This is a genomic window from Brevundimonas diminuta 3F5N, assembly GCF_900163625.1.
In the GTDB taxonomy this organism is placed as follows: domain Bacteria; phylum Pseudomonadota; class Alphaproteobacteria; order Caulobacterales; family Caulobacteraceae; genus Brevundimonas; species Brevundimonas diminuta_A.
On sequence record NZ_FUIE01000060.1, the window covers coordinates 21976 to 42373 of the forward strand.

Genomic DNA, 20398 nt, shown 5'->3' on the forward strand with positions numbered 1-20398 from the left:
TCAAGCGATCCGTCGGCCGATGGAAAGATACTGGGCGCCCCCGACCTGAGCCGGCGGGAACATCCTGCGGGCGTCGAACAGCAGCTTGCCCGACAGATCTTGCGACGTCAGGACGGCGTAGTCCGGCCATTTAGTGGCGACGATAACGACCTGGGCCGACGCGACCTCGGCTTCCCAATCCTCGACATAGCGGACCTGTTCGCCTGCCGGCCCGACCGCCTTCTTGAAGTGGTCGACGGCGATGGGGTCGTGGGCGACCACGTCGGCGCCCTTGGCCACGAGTTGATCGACAATCTTCAGGGAGGCGGATTCACGGACATCGTCCGTGCCGGGCTTGAAGGCCAGACCCAGCACCAGCACACGCTTGCCGGACAGGTCCGGCAGGTCGCGTTCGACAATATCCAGCACCTGCGACGGCTGGGCGTCGTTTACGTCCAGGACCGCGTTCATCATACGCATGGGCAGCCCCTCCTGCTCGCCCTGGCTGCGAAGCGCCTGGACGTCCTTGGGGAAGCAGGACCCGCCGAAGCCGCAACCCGGCACGAGATAGGTCAGGATCTGCGGCTTAGCGCGCGCGCCGGCCTCCAAGATCGGATTCCAGCGCTTATCCAAGTGCACGCCGCCTACAACGTCCAGCACATCGATCCCCCCCAGCGCCGCCGCGAGGTTGGCGATCTCGTTCACGGCCGAGATCTGCGTCGCGAGCAGGGCGTTATTAGCGTACTTGATCATCTCCGCAGTGCGGGTGTTGACCCGAACCTTGTCGACGCTCCACGGGGCGTAGAGTTCCTCCAGACGGGCAAGCGTCTCGGGATCCTCGTTGCCCAGCACGATACGATCCGGTTCGGCGAAGTCCTCGATCGCCTCGCCCTCACGCAGGAACTCGGGGTTCATGCCCAGGCCGAAAGCCGGGTGCTTAAAGCCCGACGCGGCTTCGATTTCCTCACGCACAACAGTGTCCGTTGTTCCGGGCACGACGGTCGACTTGACCACGACCGAGATGTGGCGCCCGGCGGTCTTGATATAAGCCCCGATCTCGCCGGCGACCTGGCGAATATACTTGAGATCGATCACGCCGTTTTCGGACGGCGTTCCCACCGCGATGAGAACTAGATCGGATCCATCCAGCGCCTCGGTGATCTGGGTAGTCGCTCGGAAACGTCCGCTGTCGCGAACCTCCTTCAGCAACTCTGGCAGCCCCACTTCATAGATGGTCGGTTCAGCCCTGTTGAGCCGATCCACGATCGCGGGATTGATATCCACACAGGTGACGTCGTGGCCCTTGGCGGCCAGGCAAACACCCGAAACGAGACCGACGTAACCGGTGCCGACGACTGCGAGCTTCATGCTTACTGACCTTCGTGCTTAAGGAATCGGAGGTAGCGACCAATGCCTTCCTCGACGAGAATTTGCGGATCATACCCCAAAATCGTACGCGCCTTGGTAATGATCGGGCTGCGACGGTTAGGATTGTCTGTCATATACTCGGGATCGTCGCTCTTCTCGTAGAAGACCTGCCCCTTGTAGCCGTAAATCTCAGCACCGGCCTGCTGGTAAAGCTTGGCGAAATCCTTGACCATGATTTCGGGCTTCTCGATGCCAATGTTGAAATAGTCGTACTGACCGTGCAGCAGGCACAGCAAGTAGCCGGTAACCGCATCTGACACGTAGCAGAACGTCCGCGTCGGCGTGCCGTCGGACAGAATCACGATGTCCCGGTCCTCGGTCACACACGTCGCGAAGTCGGCAGGCAGACGCTTGTCGCCTAGGCGCATCCCGGGACCATAGTTGTTGAACGGCCGCGCGACCGTTACGGGCATGCCATACTGCTTGGCGTAAACCCAGCACATGGTCTCACCGAAACGTTTAGATTCGTCGTAGCAGGCGCGCGGTCCATGGCAAGAAACGCTACCGCGATACTCTTCGTCCGTGGGGATGAACTGGGGGTCAGGGTCGCCGTAGATTTCGCTCGAGGAGAAGAACAGGAAACCCTTGAGGGTGTCACGACCGCGATAGAAATCGAGGAGGTGGCGAAGCCCCCAAATATTGGCGTCGATCGTCTCCACCGGATACTGGCGATAGAAGGTCGGCGAGGCGATCGAGGCGCCGTGGATCACGAAACGCGCATCTGCTGCGCCATCCACCTTGGCGATGTCGTCCTTGGAAATATCGAACGCGCGCAAATCCAGGACCGACGGGAACTCCTCAACCAGATCGGTCAGCCACTTGGGCTTGTCGAGCAGGAAGGTGTCGAGACCGACAACCTTCTTGATGCCGAGATCGTCCGCCTTGCGTACGAGAAACTGCAGGAAGTAGAAGCCTAGGAATCCCGCGCATCCCGTAACAATGATCGTCGAACCTTCGAAGCGGTCACGACGACCGACGATAGAATACATGCGCTCGAGGTCTTCGAGGACGATAGGATTGGCCATGTTTTTCCTTGAGATCAGAGCGTTAGTTGTATGTCAGCGATCACTTGTCGCGGGTATCCCACGGCGCTTTGCGTGAGCGCCAGAGCTCGTCCAGTTCGTCACGGTCGCGCTGCGTATCCATGCACGCCCAGAACGACCGATGACGGAATATGTTTAGCTGGTGGTCAGCCGCGAGCTGTGTCAGGGGCTCCTTCTCGAGCACCAGACCCACGTTTTCATTGAGGTATTTGGCGAACTCGCGGCGGAAGAAGAAGTAACCGCCGTTAATCCATGTATTCGACAACTCCGGCTTTTCAGCGAAGGTCGTCACAGTGTCCCCGTCGGTCAGCAGCTCGCCAAAGCGGGACGGCGGGTTGATAGCGAGCACCGTCCCTAGCTTGCCGTGATCCAGGTGGAAGGCAAATTCGGCTTCCAGGTCGGCGTCGGTGACGCCGTCGCCGTAGGTCACGGCGAAATGCTCCGCGTCACCCAGATATTTGCTCACGGCGCGACCGATGCGGCCGCCGGTCATCGTCAGTTCGCCCGTATAGGCGACTGTGACTTCCCAGTCCTCCTCGTGGTGAGCGCCGTGAATCTCGATGCTCCTGTCCGCCAGATTGGTGGTGAAGTCCGAATTCATGGCGTCGTAGTTGAGGAAATAGTCCTTGATCACTTCCGACTTGAAGCCGGCGCAGATCACGAACTTGCGGAAACCGAACTTCCCGTACCACCGCATGATATGCCACAGGATCGGCCGCCCGCCGACCTCGACCATCGGCTTGGGACGGAACTCGGTGTGCTCCTTCAGCCGCGTACCAAGACCGCCGGCGAGAATGAAAACGGGTGTTTTGGCGGGATCCATCAAGAGTCTCTTGCAGTAAGTTGGCCAAGATCAGCCCAGGCAGGCGACGGGAGATGAGCGGTTTTTAGCCGCGCGATGTGACGCCTGATCAGGTCGGGATCGTATTCCGTTTGACTACCGACAACCCCTAGCAGGGAAGCGATGTCGATTCCCAACGGATTGTCGCGGATCAGTTCGACCTTCAGGGCAGGACATTGAAAATCGACGATACCCTCACGCCAGAAGTCATGAGCGATATTGAAATCCCCACGCCGCGCGACTTCGATCCGCTGATGATCGGGATAATTGGTCAGGATGTGATCGCGCATCTTCGTCACGGGAAGATAGATATCAGTCTTCAACCCGGAGGCCTTGATGAGCCTGGGAATGCGCATTTCGTAGTTATGAATCTGCGCCCACTTCGAATAGGCGGGGCTGTACTCGTCCAAGTACCAATCAAACCACCCGTCCGATATCGCCTTGCGCCCGAACGACCAGAACCAACTCATCGCGTGCCAGGTCACATTTTCACTATCGATAATGCCCCAGAAGTCTGCGCCTCGGTTCGCCATAGTTTGGAACATCGGCTTCGGGTCGAACAGCGGGAAGTAGGTGCTGTCGTTCATCCAGATGACGGAACCGAACGACGCCAACTCCGACTTCAGGGCCTTGATCGCCAAATCCCATGAGCCGAAATCACGCCCTGCATCGGTCTTGATCAGGACATCCCGCACATGGGGGACGATCTGGCTCAACTCCTTGCTATCCTTGACGGAGGTGATGAAGGCGACCGCGCAGCCCGCCCGCTCCAACGCCTTGACTTGATACACGACGTGCGGGTCGATGACGGCCTGCGGATCGTAGTGCGCGAAGAGCACCAGGCGATCCGCCACATCGCGCCCCTTGCCCTTGACGTGTTTTATCAAAGCGACCCTGTCGATCACGGTCGGCTTCACGTTCCGGACTAGGATCGCCGGTTCCTTCGAACGCTTCTGGTGCGCCTCGATGACCTCGATCGGAACCTCGCCGTCCGCAATCAACTGCGGCAAAGCTTCGAATCCGGTCGCCCCCTTGGGGTTGTCTCGGAGTAGTTCCAGCTTTAGCCCCGGCCAGCCGTAATGGCCGATGACCAAATCCCAGAGATCATGTGTCGGGTTAATGTTGTTGAGGCCGATATCGACCATGCCCCACCGCCGGAAACGCGAGTCCTTGATGATCTCCTCGCGGGCGTCGTCACTCGAGAAGAAGGCCCCCACCGAAAGCCCCCCGGTCTGAGCGATCCCCGTCAACCCGAGTTCATATTCCCGGATCTGCCCCCACTTGGTGAGCACATAGTTGCGCTCGAACCGCGTCATGAATTCCGGGAACACCACCTCTTGCGCCCTGGCATCAAACGCGAGGAAGAAACTCTGTAGGTGATAGGTTTCCAGGTCGCGGGAATCGCTCAGACCATAGAAATTATAGCCCTTGGCCTCCATGTCCGCGAAGAGCGGCGCAATCGGCCGAACCGGGAAATAGATGCTGTCATTGGCGAAGATGACCCGCTGATAGCCCTTGCCGCAATCCATGCCGAGCGTTTTCAGCCCCAGCCACCAGGAACCGAAGTCCCGCCCGGCCTCGTTCTTCACGAGGATCTGTGAAACGAGAGGCTTGACCTTGGCCAACTGTTTATCATCCGTCACCGCAGTGATGAAGACAATGTCTACATCCATGGCCCGCAGCGACTTCAAATAGATAACGACATAAGGATCCACCAGATCGTCGCGGTCATAGTGGGCGAACAGGCACAGGTAACGGCCCGTCTTGCCGGACGCCTGACCAGCAACAGTCTTCAATAGCCTTACGGCATGACGAGGACCGTATATCGCCCGTAGGCCGTCCATCGCCTCACGCCAGCCGTAAACAAAGAGATGCTCCAGCCTGCTGTGAACCTGCCCAGAGGAGATCGCCTTCGCCACATCGGGGTTGTCAGTCGCATAAGCACCTGCATCATAGTCGAGATCGTACTTCCCCCATGTGAAGGAAAGGTGCCGGAAGTTTCCGTTCTCGATCTCGCCAGCTCCCCAGCGAACGAAGTGATAGTAGCCAGACCGCATCGCGCCGTTTCGCACCAACTTAGCGACATCGGCATTCCCCTTGAGATAACGCGCTTCATCGAAGAGGGGGTGAGGCGAATAGCCGAGCCGCCCCCCCTCTTCTAGATAATGCTGGAGCGGATTGGCGTTCGGGGCGTCCCCCAGATAGGTTTCAGCGTACCAGGCGCTGGCGAAAAAGGGGCAGGGATCATGATCCGCGCCACGCCCATGGATCACATAGTGACCGAGCGCATCCTCCAGGGCGACCTCCGGATGGTTGCGCACATAGTAATTTGGATCGAAGAACGGGTTAGGTTTTCGTCCTTCATATCGCCCAGCCTCTAAGTAATGCCATACAGGATCGATATCGGCCGCAGCGATGTCAGGGTAAGCGCTTAGATACCACCCCGCATCAAACAACGCAGACAATTTCGAAGGCATGGCCGCATCAGCAGGGGTAGCCTCAAGAGGATTGGGTTCGAAGCCGGAAATCCCAACATGAGCAAGGTAGTGCTTCAGCGGATCTTTCGACAAAGAAGCCACCTCGGGATGCCGCGCGACATACCAGGCCGCGTCGAAATAAGGCCCAGGCGATCGGCGTTCCGCAGCTCCATATACGAGGTAATGGTGAAGCGGCTCAACACCCGCCTCGCCAACATCAGCGTATACCTTTAGATACCACCACGGATCGAACCACGGGGACGGCGAGGCGCCCTCTCGGCGCCCCTGTTGTACATAGTGCGTTAGAGGGCTTCGCTTGTCGGCCTTCGACATGAAGCGCTTCGCATACCAGGCGCTGTCGAACGCCGGGTTAGGATCGAAACCAGGCTCTCGCGCATGGGCGATATAATGGCCCCAGGCGTCAGCCGTTCTGGCGCCCTCAAGGTGAGCATTTGAATACCAGACCTCGTCGAAATAAGCGGCGCATGACGGACGCCCCCTCTTATCGAATTCGGTATTGGAGCTGAAACGGGGCGCCAACTTCTTTTTTAAATTTTTTTCTTTAGAAACAGGCATCAACCACCGCACTTAGTTATGTCCCCGAGCCGGTCGCGCTGCACCGGCACCAGGATGGAATAGGGCATGGCCCCAAGACAGTCAACGTTGCTAAGACTTGAAGCGAAACGGTAGACGATCTTCCTTAGAAAAAGATCAACCCCTCAAGTTATTGCTGTAAATTCCGAACATAAAGTCGTGCTGCAGAACTCCAGCCTGCGTTAACTCGTCTTCCAGCAGTATCAACATTTCAACTAGCATTCGACTTTCGGCCGACCCGTCGTTGACCCGGCTGGCGTTCAGACAGCCGAAAAGCGGATGAAGCAGCCCTCCCCCGACGAAACGCTCGTACTCGCGCTCGAAATACATCGGCACGAGAAGCGGGATCAGGGCAGACCGAACACCCTCGGTCGGGTCCGAGGCCATTATCATTCCCATGGTCGGCATCGCGAGTCGGTCGGCGGAACGAAACTCCTCGGGCAAGCTCGCGACGACTCGATCGACGGTCCGCACCTGGCTCGGCGGATACAATTGATAGCAAGGACCGCAATACTCATTCACGATCACCTTCCCACCTGGTTTCAGGACATGCTGCACGGCGGACAGCATGCCCTCGAGGTCGGTTACATGATGGAGGGAGCCCGAGAAGAGCACGACGTCATGCGCGTTTTCGGGCCCCGGATTCGCCACAAACTCTTCGAACAGGCTGTTACGGAATTCAATCGGCAACCCCTCGGCGTCCGCAGTTTCCTGAGCGCGCTGAATGGCGCCCGGCGCAGCGTCGAACGCCACAACCCGCTTAGCGAAACCGCGGCGAGCGAGCAGCAACTCATGTGAACCGTCACCGCATCCGACCGACAGAAGGTTTTCCGCCTGCGGAAGAACATGATTGAAGACCCAGTCAAGCCAGAAACCGCGCTGGCCCGTCATCCGCTGGTAAAGGGTCTGTTCGACGATTGGATTCTGAATCCAGGCCGATTGAGTGGCGGCGGCGTATTTCGCGTCCCAGTGAGACGCGGTCGTTTCAATATCGGTCATCAATCGCTTTCCAAGAGCCCGCAAGCGCCGCTTCGCGGATCAATGCAGCATATTTTTGAAGCATATCGTCGTAGTTGGGGCGCGATTTGAGAACCGCGCGCCCCGCATCGGCCATGACAGCTCGACGCTCGACGTCTGCTGCCAGAACGGAGATGTGCCCGGCAAGCGCCTTCGTGTCGCCGGGACTGTAGAAGATGGCGTTAACCCCCTCCTCCACCACCTCGGGAATACCGAACACCGGCGTGGTGACGATGGGCAGACCGAACGCCATAGCCTCCACCAGAACGCGCGGCGCGCTCTCGGTTCTGGACGTACAAGCCATCATGTCCGACGCAGCATAGTAGAGGCTCATGTCGTCGACAGGGCCAACCAGTTCGATGCGCGACGCAACCGCCAGCTCGCAAGCTTCGATCGTGCTCGCCAGGCGCACGGCGTATTCTGGTTCAACTAGCGCGCCAACGATCAGAATCTTGATCCGCTCACGCTGTTCAGGCGGCAATAAAAGAACCGCATCCACGATATCCTGCTGCCCCTTGCGGGCGCATACAGTCCCCGGGAGGATCACGACGACCTCGTCCTCGTGAAGGCCAAGCCGCCGCCGGGCCTCTTTTCGAGTCCATCGCGAGGTTTCTTCAGCTAGGATGGAGGCAGGGATGGCGTGACGGATGGTGACCGCGTTGAATCGGGTCTGCACGGCCCCCCAGGCTCGCCGAGTAGCGTCCGCCACATAAGTCACGGCATAAGCTTGGGCAAAGGCTGCATATGCATGAAATTGCACAGCCGGCGCGAGCGCGTTGTAATAGCCGGACCAAGGCTCGCTTTCGTGTTGGCACCAGATTGAGGGAAGCCCCGCACGAGCGGCCGCGCCTATCGCATGATGCGCCGTAAGCGTATTAGCGACGATTACTTCGAGCGCCGCAGACCGAAATTCCGTTGCGAGCGTTGATTGTACCGCCACATAGTCAGCCAGATTTGAATCTGGCGAAGCCTCGGAGACAAGGCGAACCTCTATGCCAGCTTCAGCGTAGTCAAACTCAAGCGGCCCTGTCGCCGGCGCATAGACGATCGGCTCTATGACGCCGGCTTTCTGGAGGCCGACGATCAGATCGCAAAGGGTTTTGGGCGCGCCTTCATGCCGAAGATTGTGACTGAACACCCCCACCTTCACCGGCCGTGCAGCTCGCATGGGCAGGCGCCGCGCTGCGACCTGCAGCAACTCGTCGTCCAGAGAGAGGTTGGGGTTGTGAAAAGGATCGACTGCACGACCATAGAGCTTGCGCATTGATGCGACTTCGCGGGGGTCGTCGACCTTGGCCCGGGTGCGGCCTTCAAAATGATAGAGTTCCGCTTCCGGGCAATACAGATTGCGGTAGCCCGCTTGATGCAGCCGGAAACCATAGTCCGCATCATTATAGGCAACCGCAAAGGTCGTGGCGTCAAACCCGCCCATCTCCCGAAACAGAGCGCGCGGCGTCAGCATGCAGGCGGCTGTCACCGCCATCTGCTCGTGAGGCGCGCGCATCAGACCCAGATAGCCCCACTGGCTGGCATGGAGTCCTCGGAAGGCATGGCCCGCCAACCCGTCGTGATACCCCTGGATGATGCCTGCGTGCTGAATGTGGTCGTCTGCAAACCGAAGGCGTGCGCCTACAGAACCAACGCCTTCAAACCCCGCCAACCCAACCATCTGGCTGAGCCAGGAAGGCTCAATGACCTTGGTGTCATTGTTGAGGAACAGGATCAGGTCGCCGTCCGCACGAGCCACCGCCTCATTCATCAAGGCCGCGTAGTTGAACCTGCCGTCGCTCTTTGAAATGCGCTCGACCCAGACATGAGGCTCCAGCGACACGCTCTCAAGGTAGGCCAGAGTGTCCGGGCAATCACTGTCGTTGTCCACGACCATCACCCGATAATTGCGATACGTCGTGAGTTCTAGCGACTTCAGGCAGACGGACAGCAGATCCACTGCGTTGTATGTCGGCACAATGATTGTGACCAACGGCCCCTCATCTGGGAACCGGATCGAGAACATGCCCACCTTGGCGGCCTGCGCCCAGTCGGGGTGCGTCACCTGCCCAGCAACACCTACTCGATCGAGATGACCCTGAACGGCTCGTCTTCCCGCTTCGAAACTGTGCGGCTTGGCCTCGCCGGAAACTGCGGTCGATCCTACCACGGCGCGCCAGTGGTACAGGACACGGGGAATATGGCCGACATGCCTGGCCCGTTCGCTGGCGCGCAGGGCGAAGTCATAATCCTGGGAGCCATCGAAATCGGACCGGAAGCCGCCGAGTTCTGCGAACAGCGAACGCCTGACCGTGAACACGTGGCTCATATACATGAAGCTGGTCAGAAGCGCCGGCGACCAGTCGGGTTTGAATTGAGGCGCATAGAACCGCCCCTCATCATCTAGCTTATCGTCATCGCTGTAAACGATATCCGCGTCCGGATGCGCCGTGTAATAAAGGGCCAGTTCTGCCAAACAATCTGGCGTCAGCAAGTCATCATGGTCGAGAAAGACCAGAACATCGCCCTTCGCCTTGGCCGCCGCAGCGTTCGTCGCCACACTGATTCCCCCGTTCTGCGACGAAGCAAGGGTGCGGATACGCTTATCGAGGCCCGCAACCTCAGCCAGGGCGCGGCGCGTGTCAGTGTTAGTGCTGGCGTCATCCGACAGCCACAACTCCCAATCGCCATAAACCTGGCCAAGCACAGATTGGACGGTTTCGTGCAGATGCTCCGCACCGGTATTGTAGACAGGGGTTATGATCGAAAATCGGACTTTCGGCCTCGCGACCTTTATCGCCTGCTGCAAATCCGACAACGCGGCCGGCGTAAGGACGTTGACTGCCCGCCACGCCGAATAACGGTCCATCGGTTCGAACCAGCGTTGCAGAGCGCGAGGAGCAGCCTCGCCCATCTCAGCCAGCGATCCCCAACCCGGAGACGCCTTGCCCCCCCCCTTGGCGGTCGTCCAGAGGCCCAACGCACGAAGACGCTTTCTCAACACGCGCAGAGGCCGAGGCAGATCGGCACTGTCTGCAGTCATCAGCGTCTTGTTATTCATGAAGCAGATCGGCTCGAAGGCAATTTTAAAAAGTCGCACGCCATTTGCACTTATGACCCTCACAGCGCAATCACTGCGGGCGACTTACTTCATCCATTCAAGCGCCGCCCCTTCCCAGCAGGTCGTCCAGAACTCCGGAAACGAACTCGTCTAGGGGACCTTCACCGGTAAACTGACGACCGGCGATTCCTGCTGCAGCGGCTGCCTTCATGTCGCTATCCCGGTCTCCGATCATTACGCTTCGAACCTTATCTACCGGCCAAAACCGCATCAAATCCAGCAGCATACCTGGCTCGAGCTTACGCCAATCTGACGCCTTCCTGTAGGCAGGGTCTACGCCATCGAGATGACAAGGACAGTGCCGCTCGTCATCAAACCACGCACCAGACTGCGACAATCCGGCGCGCATATGCCGACTTAACGCGTGATGGTCCGCTTCTGAATATAGTCCCTTGGCGATACTCGCCTGGTTTGTAACTAGGAAGGCGTAAAAGCCTTTCGAATTGACCAAAGCTATCGCCTCTCGCGCGCCAGGCACCCATTCGAATCGCTCGACTTGACCGACGTGGCCATGGTCGAGGTTGACCACGCCGTTCTTGTCGAAAAAGACAGCTGGTCGGCGTCGGTAGTTGGGAATTTCGATTTGGCCGCGTTCAAAATCAGCCGGCACTCCGATGTCGATGAAGAAGCCTTGCGCCTTGACCGCGGCAAGCGCCCCCTCGTTGGCGAGGTCGGGCAAGGCTTGGACCTCGAATGCCCCCCGAGGCTGCAATCTGTCGACGAAAGATCGGCGAAACGCCGCCACGCCGCCGTTGATCCACGCAGCTTCTCCAGGCAATGACGCTCGGCCGAACCGAACGATCCGATCCGCATCGACATCCACTACGCCATATCGCGAGGCGTCCGGCACATATCTGAGAGCGAGGCAGCCAATGTTACGCGAATCTGCAAGCTTCCGAGCAAGTGCGTCGAGAGGCACATCCAGCAGAGTATCGCCGTTAAAGAGGTAAAAGGCGTCGTCCAGTCTTTCACGCGCATGAAACAGGGCACCTCCCGTACCAGCCTGGTCAGGCTCGATGGAGACTTCAACCGTCACAAAACGCCCGAGAGCTTGAGCCACTTGCCCAGCAAAATCTTGGAACTGTTCGGATTTGTAGGCCGCAAGAAGCAAGAAGCGATCAATGCCATAACGCGTAATCTCCTGCATTAACATCTGCAGGAACGGCGTACCGTCCACCGGTAGGAGAGGCTTTGGCGTGTCACGCGTCAGCCCACCCAGACGTGTACCCAACCCTCCGCAAAGGATGACAGCCTGACGAATTTGTACGGTCATGCCTGGATCTCGATGGTTGCATTCACTGACAATAATCCGTCGGGATGGCATGGTGCCCTCGCCGCCCGTCAAGTGCGGCCTTATTAATCCCAAGAGCGGGTTGAATAAAGGAAAGCCTAAAGGCTTGAAAGCGCCTCTCAGGCCTCCGAACAGTAAGCGGTTGTGATCGTCATTTTTTGACTATAAGGCCAGCCTCAGGGAGCGACCATGGATTCCGACAAGATCGACATCGTCACCGGCGGAGCCGGTTTCATTGGCAAGAACCTTGTCGAGCATCTGGCCGCCTCAGGTCGCCGCATATTGATTCTAGACGATCTTTCACGCGGGGGCGAAGATCGCATCGCTGCGCTTGTTCAGGATTCGCGCGTCCAGTTTCGTCAGGTCGACTGCGCTGACGCCGGCGCCATGGCCGAAGCCCTGACCTCCGTCGGCGGTCAACTGAACGACGTCTGGCATCTGGCCGCCAACTCAGACATTCCCGCAGGCATTGCAGATCCTCATATCGACCTGCACCGGACGTTCCAGACAACCTTCGGCGTGCTGGATTTGATGAGGCGAACCGAGGCTCATACTCTCAGATTTGCTTCGAGCTCCGCGATCTATGGGCCGTTCGGGAATGTCGCTATTTTTGAGGACATCGGCCCGCTAGCGCCGATCTCGAACTATGGCGCTATGAAATTGGCTTCAGAGGCCCAGATCAATGCAGCGGTTGAAGCCTATCTTCCGAGGGCTGAAATCTATCGTTTTCCCAACGTCGTCGGCGCGCCGGCGACACACGGGGTCATCTTCGACTTCGTGAATAAGTTGCGCGCCACCCCTGCACGACTCGACGTCCTGGGAGACGGCACTCAGCGGAAGGCCTACCTCCACGTCGATGATCTGATCGAGGCGATGTTGCATATTTCAACACTGGAAGGCCGCCGCCTGACTTTCAACATTGGCCCCAGCGACGACGGCGTGACGGTTCGCTTCATTGCCGAGACGGTGCGTGACCGTGTTTCTCCAAACGCCGCCATCGTCTACGGCGAGGGTCCCCGCGGCTGGGTCGGCGATGTTCCTTCCTTCCGGTATTCGGTTCAGCGCTTGACGGACACAGGTTGGAAGCCTTCGCGCTCTTCGGCCCAGACGATCATCCGCGCCATCGAGGAAATCGTCGGGCCGGAGCAGCACGCCTGATGGATTACACAAGCCACATGCGAATTCTGTCGCGATTTTCCGTTCGGTCCCAGCGGCACACTGCTTCTTTGCCCACCTTCTCACTATGATCATATCAAGAACTCCGCTGCGAATGAGCTTCGTGGGCGGCGGCAGCGACCTACCCGCATTCTACAAGACGGCGCCCGGCGCAGTCTTGAGTACGACGATCGACAAGTATGTCTACGTCAGCATCAATCCGAAGTTCGACGGTGGCATCCGCCTAGCCTACTCACAAACCGAAGAAGTCGCCTCGCTTGACCAAATCCAGCATAGGCTTTTCCGCGCAGCATTGGAGACCATGGGTATCAAAGGCGGTGTCGAAGTAACGACCACAGCGGACATCCCTTCAAGAGGAACGGGATTAGGGTCCTCGAGCAGCTTTACCGTCGGGCTCCTGAATGCTGTCAATGCTTACAAGGGCCTAAATTCCTCTGCCGAGTGGCTGGCTGCCACGGCCAGCGAGATCGAGATCGAACGGTGCGGCGCGCCGATCGGTAAACAGGACCAGTATGCTGCGGCTTATGGAGGGCTGAACCTCATCACGTTCAATCCTGAGGGCAGCGTTTCGGTAGAGCCCCTGAGCATTCGACCGGAAATCCTGACTGAGCTATTTTCAAAGCTGGTCGTCTTCTACACGGGTGTGACGCGCAGCGCGTCTGACATTCTCGCACGACAATCTGAACAGGTTACGGACGATTCAAAATCGCGTGCACAACTAGGCCGCATGGTCGAGCTGGCTTATGTTTTACGAGATGAGCTTTGCACAGGCCGACTTGACAGTTTCGGCGAAATTTTGCGCGAGAACTGGTCCTTGAAGAAGGGGTTAGCAAGCGGCATCAGCAACGGAGACATCGACCGTTGGCATGACGTCGCTATTGCCGCAGGCGCAGAGGGCGGCAAGTTGCTGGGTGCAGGCTCCGGCGGCTTCTTGGCTTTCTTCGCGCCACCTGATCTCCACGACGCTATTGAGAAAGCCGTCGGTCTTCGACGGGTAGCGTTCAACTTTGAGCCGGCCGGATCGGAAATCTTGCTTTCACTTAGAAAAAATAACGAGCAGAAATAAAATGACGCTCTTTCCAAGCCAACCGATTTCAGGCGCCGACCAGTATCTCGAAGCCTATCTTGAAGAAATCACTAGGGCGTGGAAGTCAGTCTCAAGAGAAAATATACTGGCTGCAGAAATACTCCTGAAAGAAGCTATATCGAGTGATCGAACGATTTTTTCTTGCGGGAATGGCGGTTCGGCGGCGATTTCCAATCATTTGCTATGCGACTGCCTAAAGGGCGTTCAGGCTGGAACATCGCTCAAGCCACGGGTTCACAGTCTGTCGTCGGCGCCAGAACTGATGAGCGCAATCGTCAACGACATCGGCGTCGAAGAAATGTTCGCACTACCGCTGCGTTCACTCGGTCGACCAGGTGACGTTCTAGTGGCGATAAGCTCATCTGGAACCTCACCCAATATCGTGTCAGCGGTCAGGACCGCTCACGACAAGGGTATGAAGGTGCTGTCTCTGACAGGCTTCGACGGAGGCCCCGCAGCTGCAGAGGCGGATATTTCCTTGCACGTGGCCGCACGCAACTACGGTGTCATCGAAGACATTCACCAGTCACTGATGCATATCTTGGCCCAGAGCCTGCGGATGGGCGCGCTATTGGATCAAGGCGATCTAGGCCACGTGAGATTTTAGGACGTCTCGGACTGCGTAGGATCGCTACGACCGAGACGTCGCTAAGGCCGTCACAAATCAGGCGCTAAAGATTCAACAACGCCGGATCCCCGCCCTGGGCGGCGATGTTGATGCTGATGGCCTTTTCGGCGGCGTAGCGGATCAGGCTGTTGGGGCCGCCGGCCTTGGGGCCGGTGCCGCTGAGGCCTTCGCCGCCGAAGGGCTGGACGCCGACCACCGCGCCGATGATCGAGCGGTTGACGTAGACGTTGCCCGCTGGAACCAGCTCCATGACTTCCTTGGCGAAGGCGTCGATGCGGCTGTGGACGCCCAACGTCAGACCGAAGCCGCGCGCGGCCAGCTTGCCCGCGACCTTTTCCAGATCCTTCGGCTCATAGCGGTAGACGTGCAGGATCGGGCCGAAGACTTCACGCTCGAGGAAGTCCGGGGTCGGGATCTCGGCGATGGTCGGGGCAAACAGGTCGCCCTTATCCGCGCCGGCCGGCAGTTCGGCGCGGGCGATGATCTTGGCTTCCTTGGACAGGCGCTCGACGTGGGCTTCCAGGCTGGCGCGGCTTTCGGCGTCGATCACCGGGCCGATGTCAGTCTTGGCGTCGGTCGGGTCGCCCATCACCTGGGCCGCCAGGGCGCCCTTCAGGCCCTCGATCAGGGCGTCGGCCGAATCCTTGGGCGCATAGAGGACGCGCAGGGCCGAGCAACGCTGACCCGCCGAGCCGAAGGCCGACAGGATGACGTCGTCGATGATCTGTTCTTTCAGCGCCGTGGTGTCGACGAACATGCCGTTCAGGCCGCCCGTTTCAGCGATGAAGGGGATGATGGCGCCCGGACGCGCGGCCAGGCCACGGTTGATCGCCGAGGCGGTGTCGGTGCCGCCGGTGAAGGCCACGCCGTCGACGCCCGGATGGCCGGTCAGGGCTACGCCGACCGTCTCGCCACGGCCGGGGACCAGGGCCAGCAGGTCAGGGTTCAGACCGGCCTTGTAGTAGAGGCGCACGGCTTCGGCCGCGATCAGCGGCGTCTGTTCGGCAGGCTTGGCCACCACGGCGTTGCCGGCGGCGAGCGCAGCGGCGATCTGGCCGGTGAAGATGGCCAGCGGGAAGTTCCAGGGGCTGATGGCGGCGAAGACGCCGCGGCCGTGCAGGACCAGTTCGTTGGTCTCGCCGGTCGGGCCCTTCAGGGTCTGGCGGCCGCCGAAGTCGCGCTCGGCCAGCAGGGCGTAGTAGCGGCAGAAGTCGGCGGCTTCGCGCACCTCGGCGACGCCGTCGTTCAGCGTCTTGCCCGCTTCACGCGACAGCAGGGCGACCAGACGGTCCAGGTCGGCTTCCAGGGCGTCGGCCATGGCGCGCAGGACCGGGGCGCGGCCCGCGCCGCCCAGACGATCCCAGGCGACCTGGGCGTTGGCGGCGGCGTTGACGGCGGCGTCGACGTCCTCGACCGAGGCTTCCGACACATGGCCCAGCACGCGCGTACGGTCATAGGGGTTGGTGACATCCTGCGCGTTCACGCCGGCGCGCAGCTTGCCGCCGATGATCGGGCCGGCGGTCAGCTTCTCGCTGTCGACACGCTCCAGAGCGGCCGCATGGCGCTCGCGGTCGGCAGCCTGCGAATAGTCGCGGCCGAGGGAGTTCTGGCGGTCACCGTAGATGTTCATGGGTACAGGGATCTTCGGATGGCGGTCAGGCTGAGCCTCGACCGAGGTGATGGGATCGGCGGCCACGTCGGCCGCAGGCACGCGCTCGTCCAGCAGGGCATGGACGAAGGAGGAGTTGGCGCCGTTCTCCAGCAGGCGGCGCACCAGGTAGGGCAGCAGTTCCTCATGGCCGCCGACGGGGGCGTAGGCGCGCACGACGACGTCGCCCCACTCGGCCTTGGCGCCGTCATAGAGGGCCTCGCCCATGCCGTGCAGGCGCTGGAACTCGATGGTCACGCCGCGATCGGCGGCCATACGGTGCACGGCGGCCAGGGTATGGGCGTTGTGGGTGGCGAACTGGGCGAAGATGTAGGGCGAGGCCTCGATCAGCGCCTTCGCGCAGACCAGATAGTTGAGGTCGGTCGCCGGCTTGGTCGTGAAGACCGGATAGTCGGTGCGGCCGTTGACCTGGGCCAGCTTGATCTCGGTGTCCCAATAGGCGCCCTTGACCAGGCGCACCATCAGGCGACGGCCCGAGGATTTGGCCAGTTCGGCGAGCTTGGCGACCGTCTCGGTCGTGCGCTTCTGATAGGCCTGAACGGCCAGGCCGAGGCCCTGCCAGTCGCCCAGCGCCGGTTCGCGCGCCAGCCGCTCCAGCAGCTTCAGCGACAGAGCCAGGCGGTCGGCCTCTTCGGCGTCGATGGTGTAGTTGATGTCGTATTTGGCGGCGATCAGCGCCAGACGCAGGATGCGAGGATACAGCTCCTCCCAGACCCGGTCTTCCTGAACCGCCTGATAGCGCGGCGACAGGGCCGACAGCTTGACCGAGACGCCGTGCCCGCGCTCGGGGCCTTCGCCCTTGGCGGTCTTGCCCACGGCCTCGATGGCGTCGGCGTAGATCTTCTCATAGCGCTCAGCGTCTTCGGCGGTGCGGGCGCCCTCGCCCAGCATGTCGAAGCTGCACAGCCACTCCTCGCGGTCCGACCGCTTCAGTGCGCCCTCGATGGTGCGGCCGACGACGAACTGCTCGCCCATGATCTTGACGGCGGTGGCGACGGCCTGACGGATGACCGGCTCGCCCATACGCCCGACCAGACGCTTGAGGAAGTTCGGCAGGTCGCTGCGCGCCTCCTCGTCGACGTCGACCAGCTTGCCGGTCAGCATCAGACCCCAGGTCGAGGCGTTGACGAACAGGCTGTCCGACTGACCCATGTGGCTGGCCCAGTCGGCCGAGCCGATCTTCTCGGCGATCAGGCGGTCGCGGGTGCCCGCGTCCGGCGTGCGCAGAAGAGCCTCAGCCAGGCACATCAGGGCCAGACCTTCACGGGTGCCCAGGCTGAATTCCTGTAGGAAGCTCTCGACCACGCCCTGGCGCTTCTGGCTCTTGCGGGCGCTTTCGACCAGGGCGATGGCGTCGTTCAGAACCGCCGCACGACCGTCAGGCGTCAGCGGTTCGGCGGCCAGCAGTTCGGCCACCACCTCACGTTCGTCCCGGTACTTGTTCCGGTCCAGCTCATCCCAATGGCGAAGATCGGTCGGCGTCATGAAATCCATCCTGTGAATTTCCGCATATATGACGTTGAGAGCCGAATGTGCACCACATCATCACGCCGAAAACCGAACAGAATTCGGATGATCGCAGAATCTTCTGGTAATTCGCTCACTCAAAAATGAGATGCGGCTCAACATGGCCGTTCGCGAAGAGGTGAACCCTGTTCACACCCTGCTCTATCATGCCGTCTCGCCTTCGTCATGCGGAGCGTCTAGAAGTTTCGCCTTCGCGAAACGGCTCAAGGCCCTATCGACTTCATGCGCATTGTTCTGGTCACCGACGCCTGGGAGCCTCAGGTCAACGGCGTCGTCCGCACCCTGACCCGCACCGTGGCCGAATGCCGCGCCATGGGTCATGAGGTGGAGGTCATCGAACCCAGCCAGTTCAAGACCATCCCCTGCCCCACCTATCCCGAGATTCGCCTGGCCCTGGGCGCCGAGGAAGAGATTCGCGAACGCCTGCGCGCCTTCGAGCCCGAGGCCGTCCACATCGCCACAGAAGGCCCCCTGGGCATCGCCACGCGGCGCATCTGCGTGGAGTGGAAGCTGCCGTTCACGACCAGCTATCACACCAAATTCCCGGAATACGTCTCGGCCCGTTTCCCGATCCCGGTGCAGGTCGGCTACGCCTATATGAAGTGGTTCCACAAGCCGTCGGGCCGCCTGATGGTCGCCACCCCGACCCTGCGCGATGAACTGGTCGAGCACGGCTTCAAGAACGTCTCGCCGTGGACGCGCGGCGTGGACACCGAGCTGTTCCGTCCCGACCTGGAGCCGATCTACAAGGAGATGGGCGGCGAGAACTGGCCGCGCCCCTTCTTCCTCAACGTCGGCCGGGTGGCGGTCGAGAAGAACATCGAAACCTTCCTCGGCCTGGACCTGCCCGGCACCAAGATCATTGTCGGCGACGGCCCGGCCCGCGCCGAGCTCGAAGAGAAATACCCCGACGCAAAATTCCTCGGCGCCAAGTTCGGCGAGGATCTGGCGCGCTGCTTCGCCGACGCCGACGTCTTCGTCTTCCCCAGTTGGACCGACACCTTCGGCCTGGTGATTCTGGAAGCCATGGGCACCGGCACGCCGGTCGCCGCCTATCCGGCGCACGGCCCGATCGACATCATCCCCGGCTCGGGCGCGGGCTTCATCGACGACGACCTGAAGACCGCCTGCCTGAAGTGCCTTGAGCTCGACCGCAAGGACGTCCGCGCCTATGCGGAAAAGTTCAGCTGGCGCGCCTCGGCCGAGCAGTTCGTCGAAAACCTGCAACCCTATCCCGAGCCCGCCCGCGGCCGCTTCTGGCGCCGCCTGCGTCGGGTGGCGCGGCTGCGGCGACGCGTCGCGGCCTAACAGCTGACCACAGCTTCGCGAGCAGACAAAAACGCCCCGGACGATGTCCGGGGCGTTTCACATTACAGGGCCAGTCGGCCGCTTAGTTCGGGCGGGCCATCGAGGTCATGGCCGAGGCCTTGGCGCGTTCGGCGGCCAGTTCATCGGCGACCAGCGGCACCAGGCCGCGGTCCTGCAGGTAGCCGCCACGGCCAGCGGCGCCTTCGGACATGAACTCCTGGACGAACTGTTCCAGACCCGGCGTCACGCCGATGTGGGCCTTCTTGACGTAGATGTAGAGGCTGCGCGCCAGCGGATAGGAGCCGTCAGCGATGGTGGCGACCGAGGGGGCCACGCCGTCGATGGTCTCGGCCTTCACCGTGTCCATGTTCTGCTCCAGGAAGGAGAAGCCGAACACGCCCAGCGAGCCCGGCGTGCGGGTCAGGGTCTGGACGATGGCGTTGTCGTTCTCGCCCGAGTCGATCCAGACGCCGTCTTCGCGCAGGGTGTGGGCCACGGTCTCGAAGCGGGTCTTGTCCTGCTTCTCGATGGCGGCGACGGCCGGGATCAGCTTGGCGCCCGGCGCCATGCCCAGCTCCAGGAAGGCGTCGCGCGTGCCCGAGGTCGGCGGCGGGCCGTAGACTTGGATGCGGGTGGCCGGCAGGTTCTTGTTGACCTCGTTCCAGGTCTTGGCGGCGTTGGCGCCCAGTTGGCCGTCGGCGCCCGGCGTTTCCTTGGCCAGGGCCTCATAGAGGTCGTTCAGCTCAAGGTTGAAGCTCTGGCCCGTGCGGGCCGTGGCGACGACGATGCCGTCGTAGCCGATCTTGATCTCGACGATGTCGGAGACGCCGTTCTCGACGCAGCGGTCGAACTCGCTCTGCTTCATCGGACGCGAAGCATTGGCGATGTCCGGGGTCGAGGGACCGACGCCCGAGCAGAAGGCCTGGATGCCGCCGCCGGTGCCGAGGGATTCGACGCGGGGGGCCGAACCGCCGCCGCCGTTGCGGGCAAAGGTCTCAGCCACGCGGGTGGCGAAGGGGAAGACGGTCGAGGAGCCTGCGGCCCAGATGCCCGTCCGGGCCTTCTGCGAGCCGGGGGCGCCGCCCTCGTTGTTTCCGCAGGCCGCCAGGGCCAGCAGGGCGGCCGCGCAGGCCGTGAACTTCAGTGTGCGGATCATGGCCGGACCTTCTCCAGTCGTCAGTGCACGACGCTTAAAGCAGGAAAATGTGACGGTCCGGCCAGACC

At 60.8% G+C, this 20398-nt stretch carries 13 protein-coding genes; 4 read left to right on the top strand and 9 right to left on the bottom strand.

All coding sequences use genetic code 11. From position 1 onward, the window contains the following. The 7 genes from FM111_RS11720 to FM111_RS11750 all read right to left on the bottom strand — a co-directional run bounded on the left by FM111_RS11720 (nucleotide 1) and on the right by FM111_RS11750 (nucleotide 11761). Complete coding sequence (locus FM111_RS11720) at nucleotides 1-1347, bottom strand: UDP-glucose dehydrogenase family protein (RefSeq protein ID WP_087141121.1); 1347 nt, start codon at nucleotides 1345-1347, stop codon at nucleotides 1-3. A gap of 2 nt (nucleotides 1348-1349) precedes the next feature. Further along, on the bottom strand, nucleotides 1350-2432 hold the full coding sequence (locus FM111_RS11725) for an NAD-dependent epimerase/dehydratase family protein (protein WP_087141122.1): 1083 nt from the start codon (nucleotides 2430-2432) through the stop codon (nucleotides 1350-1352). Nucleotides 2433-2472: 40 nt separating this feature from the next. Continuing rightward, the gene (gene rfbF, locus FM111_RS11730) at nucleotides 2473-3273 is read right to left on the bottom strand and encodes a glucose-1-phosphate cytidylyltransferase (protein WP_087141123.1); all 801 of its coding nucleotides are present in this window, start codon (nucleotides 3271-3273) and stop codon (nucleotides 2473-2475) included. Then, entirely contained in the window at nucleotides 3273-6344 is a 3072-nt protein-coding gene (locus FM111_RS11735) for a rhamnan synthesis F family protein (RefSeq protein WP_087141124.1), read from the bottom strand. The genes rfbF and FM111_RS11735 overlap by 1 nt, the downstream gene beginning before the upstream one ends. Before the next feature lie 135 nt (nucleotides 6345-6479). Beyond that, nucleotides 6480-7361, bottom strand: a complete 882-nt coding sequence (locus tag FM111_RS11740; protein ID WP_087141125.1) for a class I SAM-dependent methyltransferase — start codon at nucleotides 7359-7361, stop codon at nucleotides 6480-6482. Beyond that, nucleotides 7348-10428, bottom strand: a complete 3081-nt coding sequence (locus FM111_RS11745; protein ID WP_143276109.1) for a glycosyltransferase — start codon at nucleotides 10426-10428, stop codon at nucleotides 7348-7350. Before FM111_RS11745 ends, FM111_RS11740 begins: the two co-directional genes overlap by 14 nt. 97 nt (nucleotides 10429-10525) lie before the next feature. Next, on the bottom strand, nucleotides 10526-11761 hold the full coding sequence (locus FM111_RS11750) for an HAD-IIIA family hydrolase (RefSeq protein ID WP_087141127.1): 1236 nt from the start codon (nucleotides 11759-11761) through the stop codon (nucleotides 10526-10528). A gap of 207 nt (nucleotides 11762-11968) precedes the next feature. On the opposite strand from FM111_RS11750, the gene FM111_RS11755 reads away from it, so the two are divergent. The 3 genes from FM111_RS11755 to FM111_RS11765 all read left to right on the top strand — a co-directional run bounded on the left by FM111_RS11755 (nucleotide 11969) and on the right by FM111_RS11765 (nucleotide 14649). Then, a complete protein-coding gene (locus FM111_RS11755) occupies nucleotides 11969-12937 on the top strand; it encodes an SDR family NAD(P)-dependent oxidoreductase (RefSeq protein ID WP_087141128.1) in 969 nt (322 codons plus the stop codon). A 112-nt stretch (nucleotides 12938-13049) separates the two neighbouring features. Then, complete coding sequence (locus FM111_RS11760; protein WP_218779211.1) at nucleotides 13050-14021, top strand: GHMP family kinase ATP-binding protein; 972 nt, start codon at nucleotides 13050-13052, stop codon at nucleotides 14019-14021. Nucleotide 14022: 1 nt separating this feature from the next. Further along, complete coding sequence (locus FM111_RS11765) at nucleotides 14023-14649, top strand: D-sedoheptulose-7-phosphate isomerase (protein WP_087141130.1); 627 nt, start codon at nucleotides 14023-14025, stop codon at nucleotides 14647-14649. 64 nt (nucleotides 14650-14713) lie between these two features. Here FM111_RS11765 and putA read toward each other — a convergent pair whose 3' ends face one another. Beyond that, nucleotides 14714-17824: a bifunctional proline dehydrogenase/L-glutamate gamma-semialdehyde dehydrogenase PutA gene (putA, locus tag FM111_RS11770; protein WP_256968238.1), complete on the bottom strand. Its 3111-nt coding sequence runs from the start codon at nucleotides 17822-17824 to the stop codon at nucleotides 14714-14716. A gap of 264 nt (nucleotides 17825-18088) precedes the next feature. On the opposite strand from putA, the gene FM111_RS11775 reads away from it, so the two are divergent. Next, complete coding sequence (locus FM111_RS11775; RefSeq protein ID WP_046653875.1) at nucleotides 18089-19174, top strand: glycosyltransferase family 4 protein; 1086 nt, start codon at nucleotides 18089-18091, stop codon at nucleotides 19172-19174. Nucleotides 19175-19256: 82 nt separating this feature from the next. On the opposite strand, the gene FM111_RS11780 is transcribed toward FM111_RS11775, so the two are convergent. Beyond that, nucleotides 19257-20330, bottom strand: a complete 1074-nt coding sequence (locus FM111_RS11780; protein ID WP_087141132.1) for a substrate-binding domain-containing protein — start codon at nucleotides 20328-20330, stop codon at nucleotides 19257-19259. Nucleotides 20331-20398: the final 68 nt, after the last annotated feature.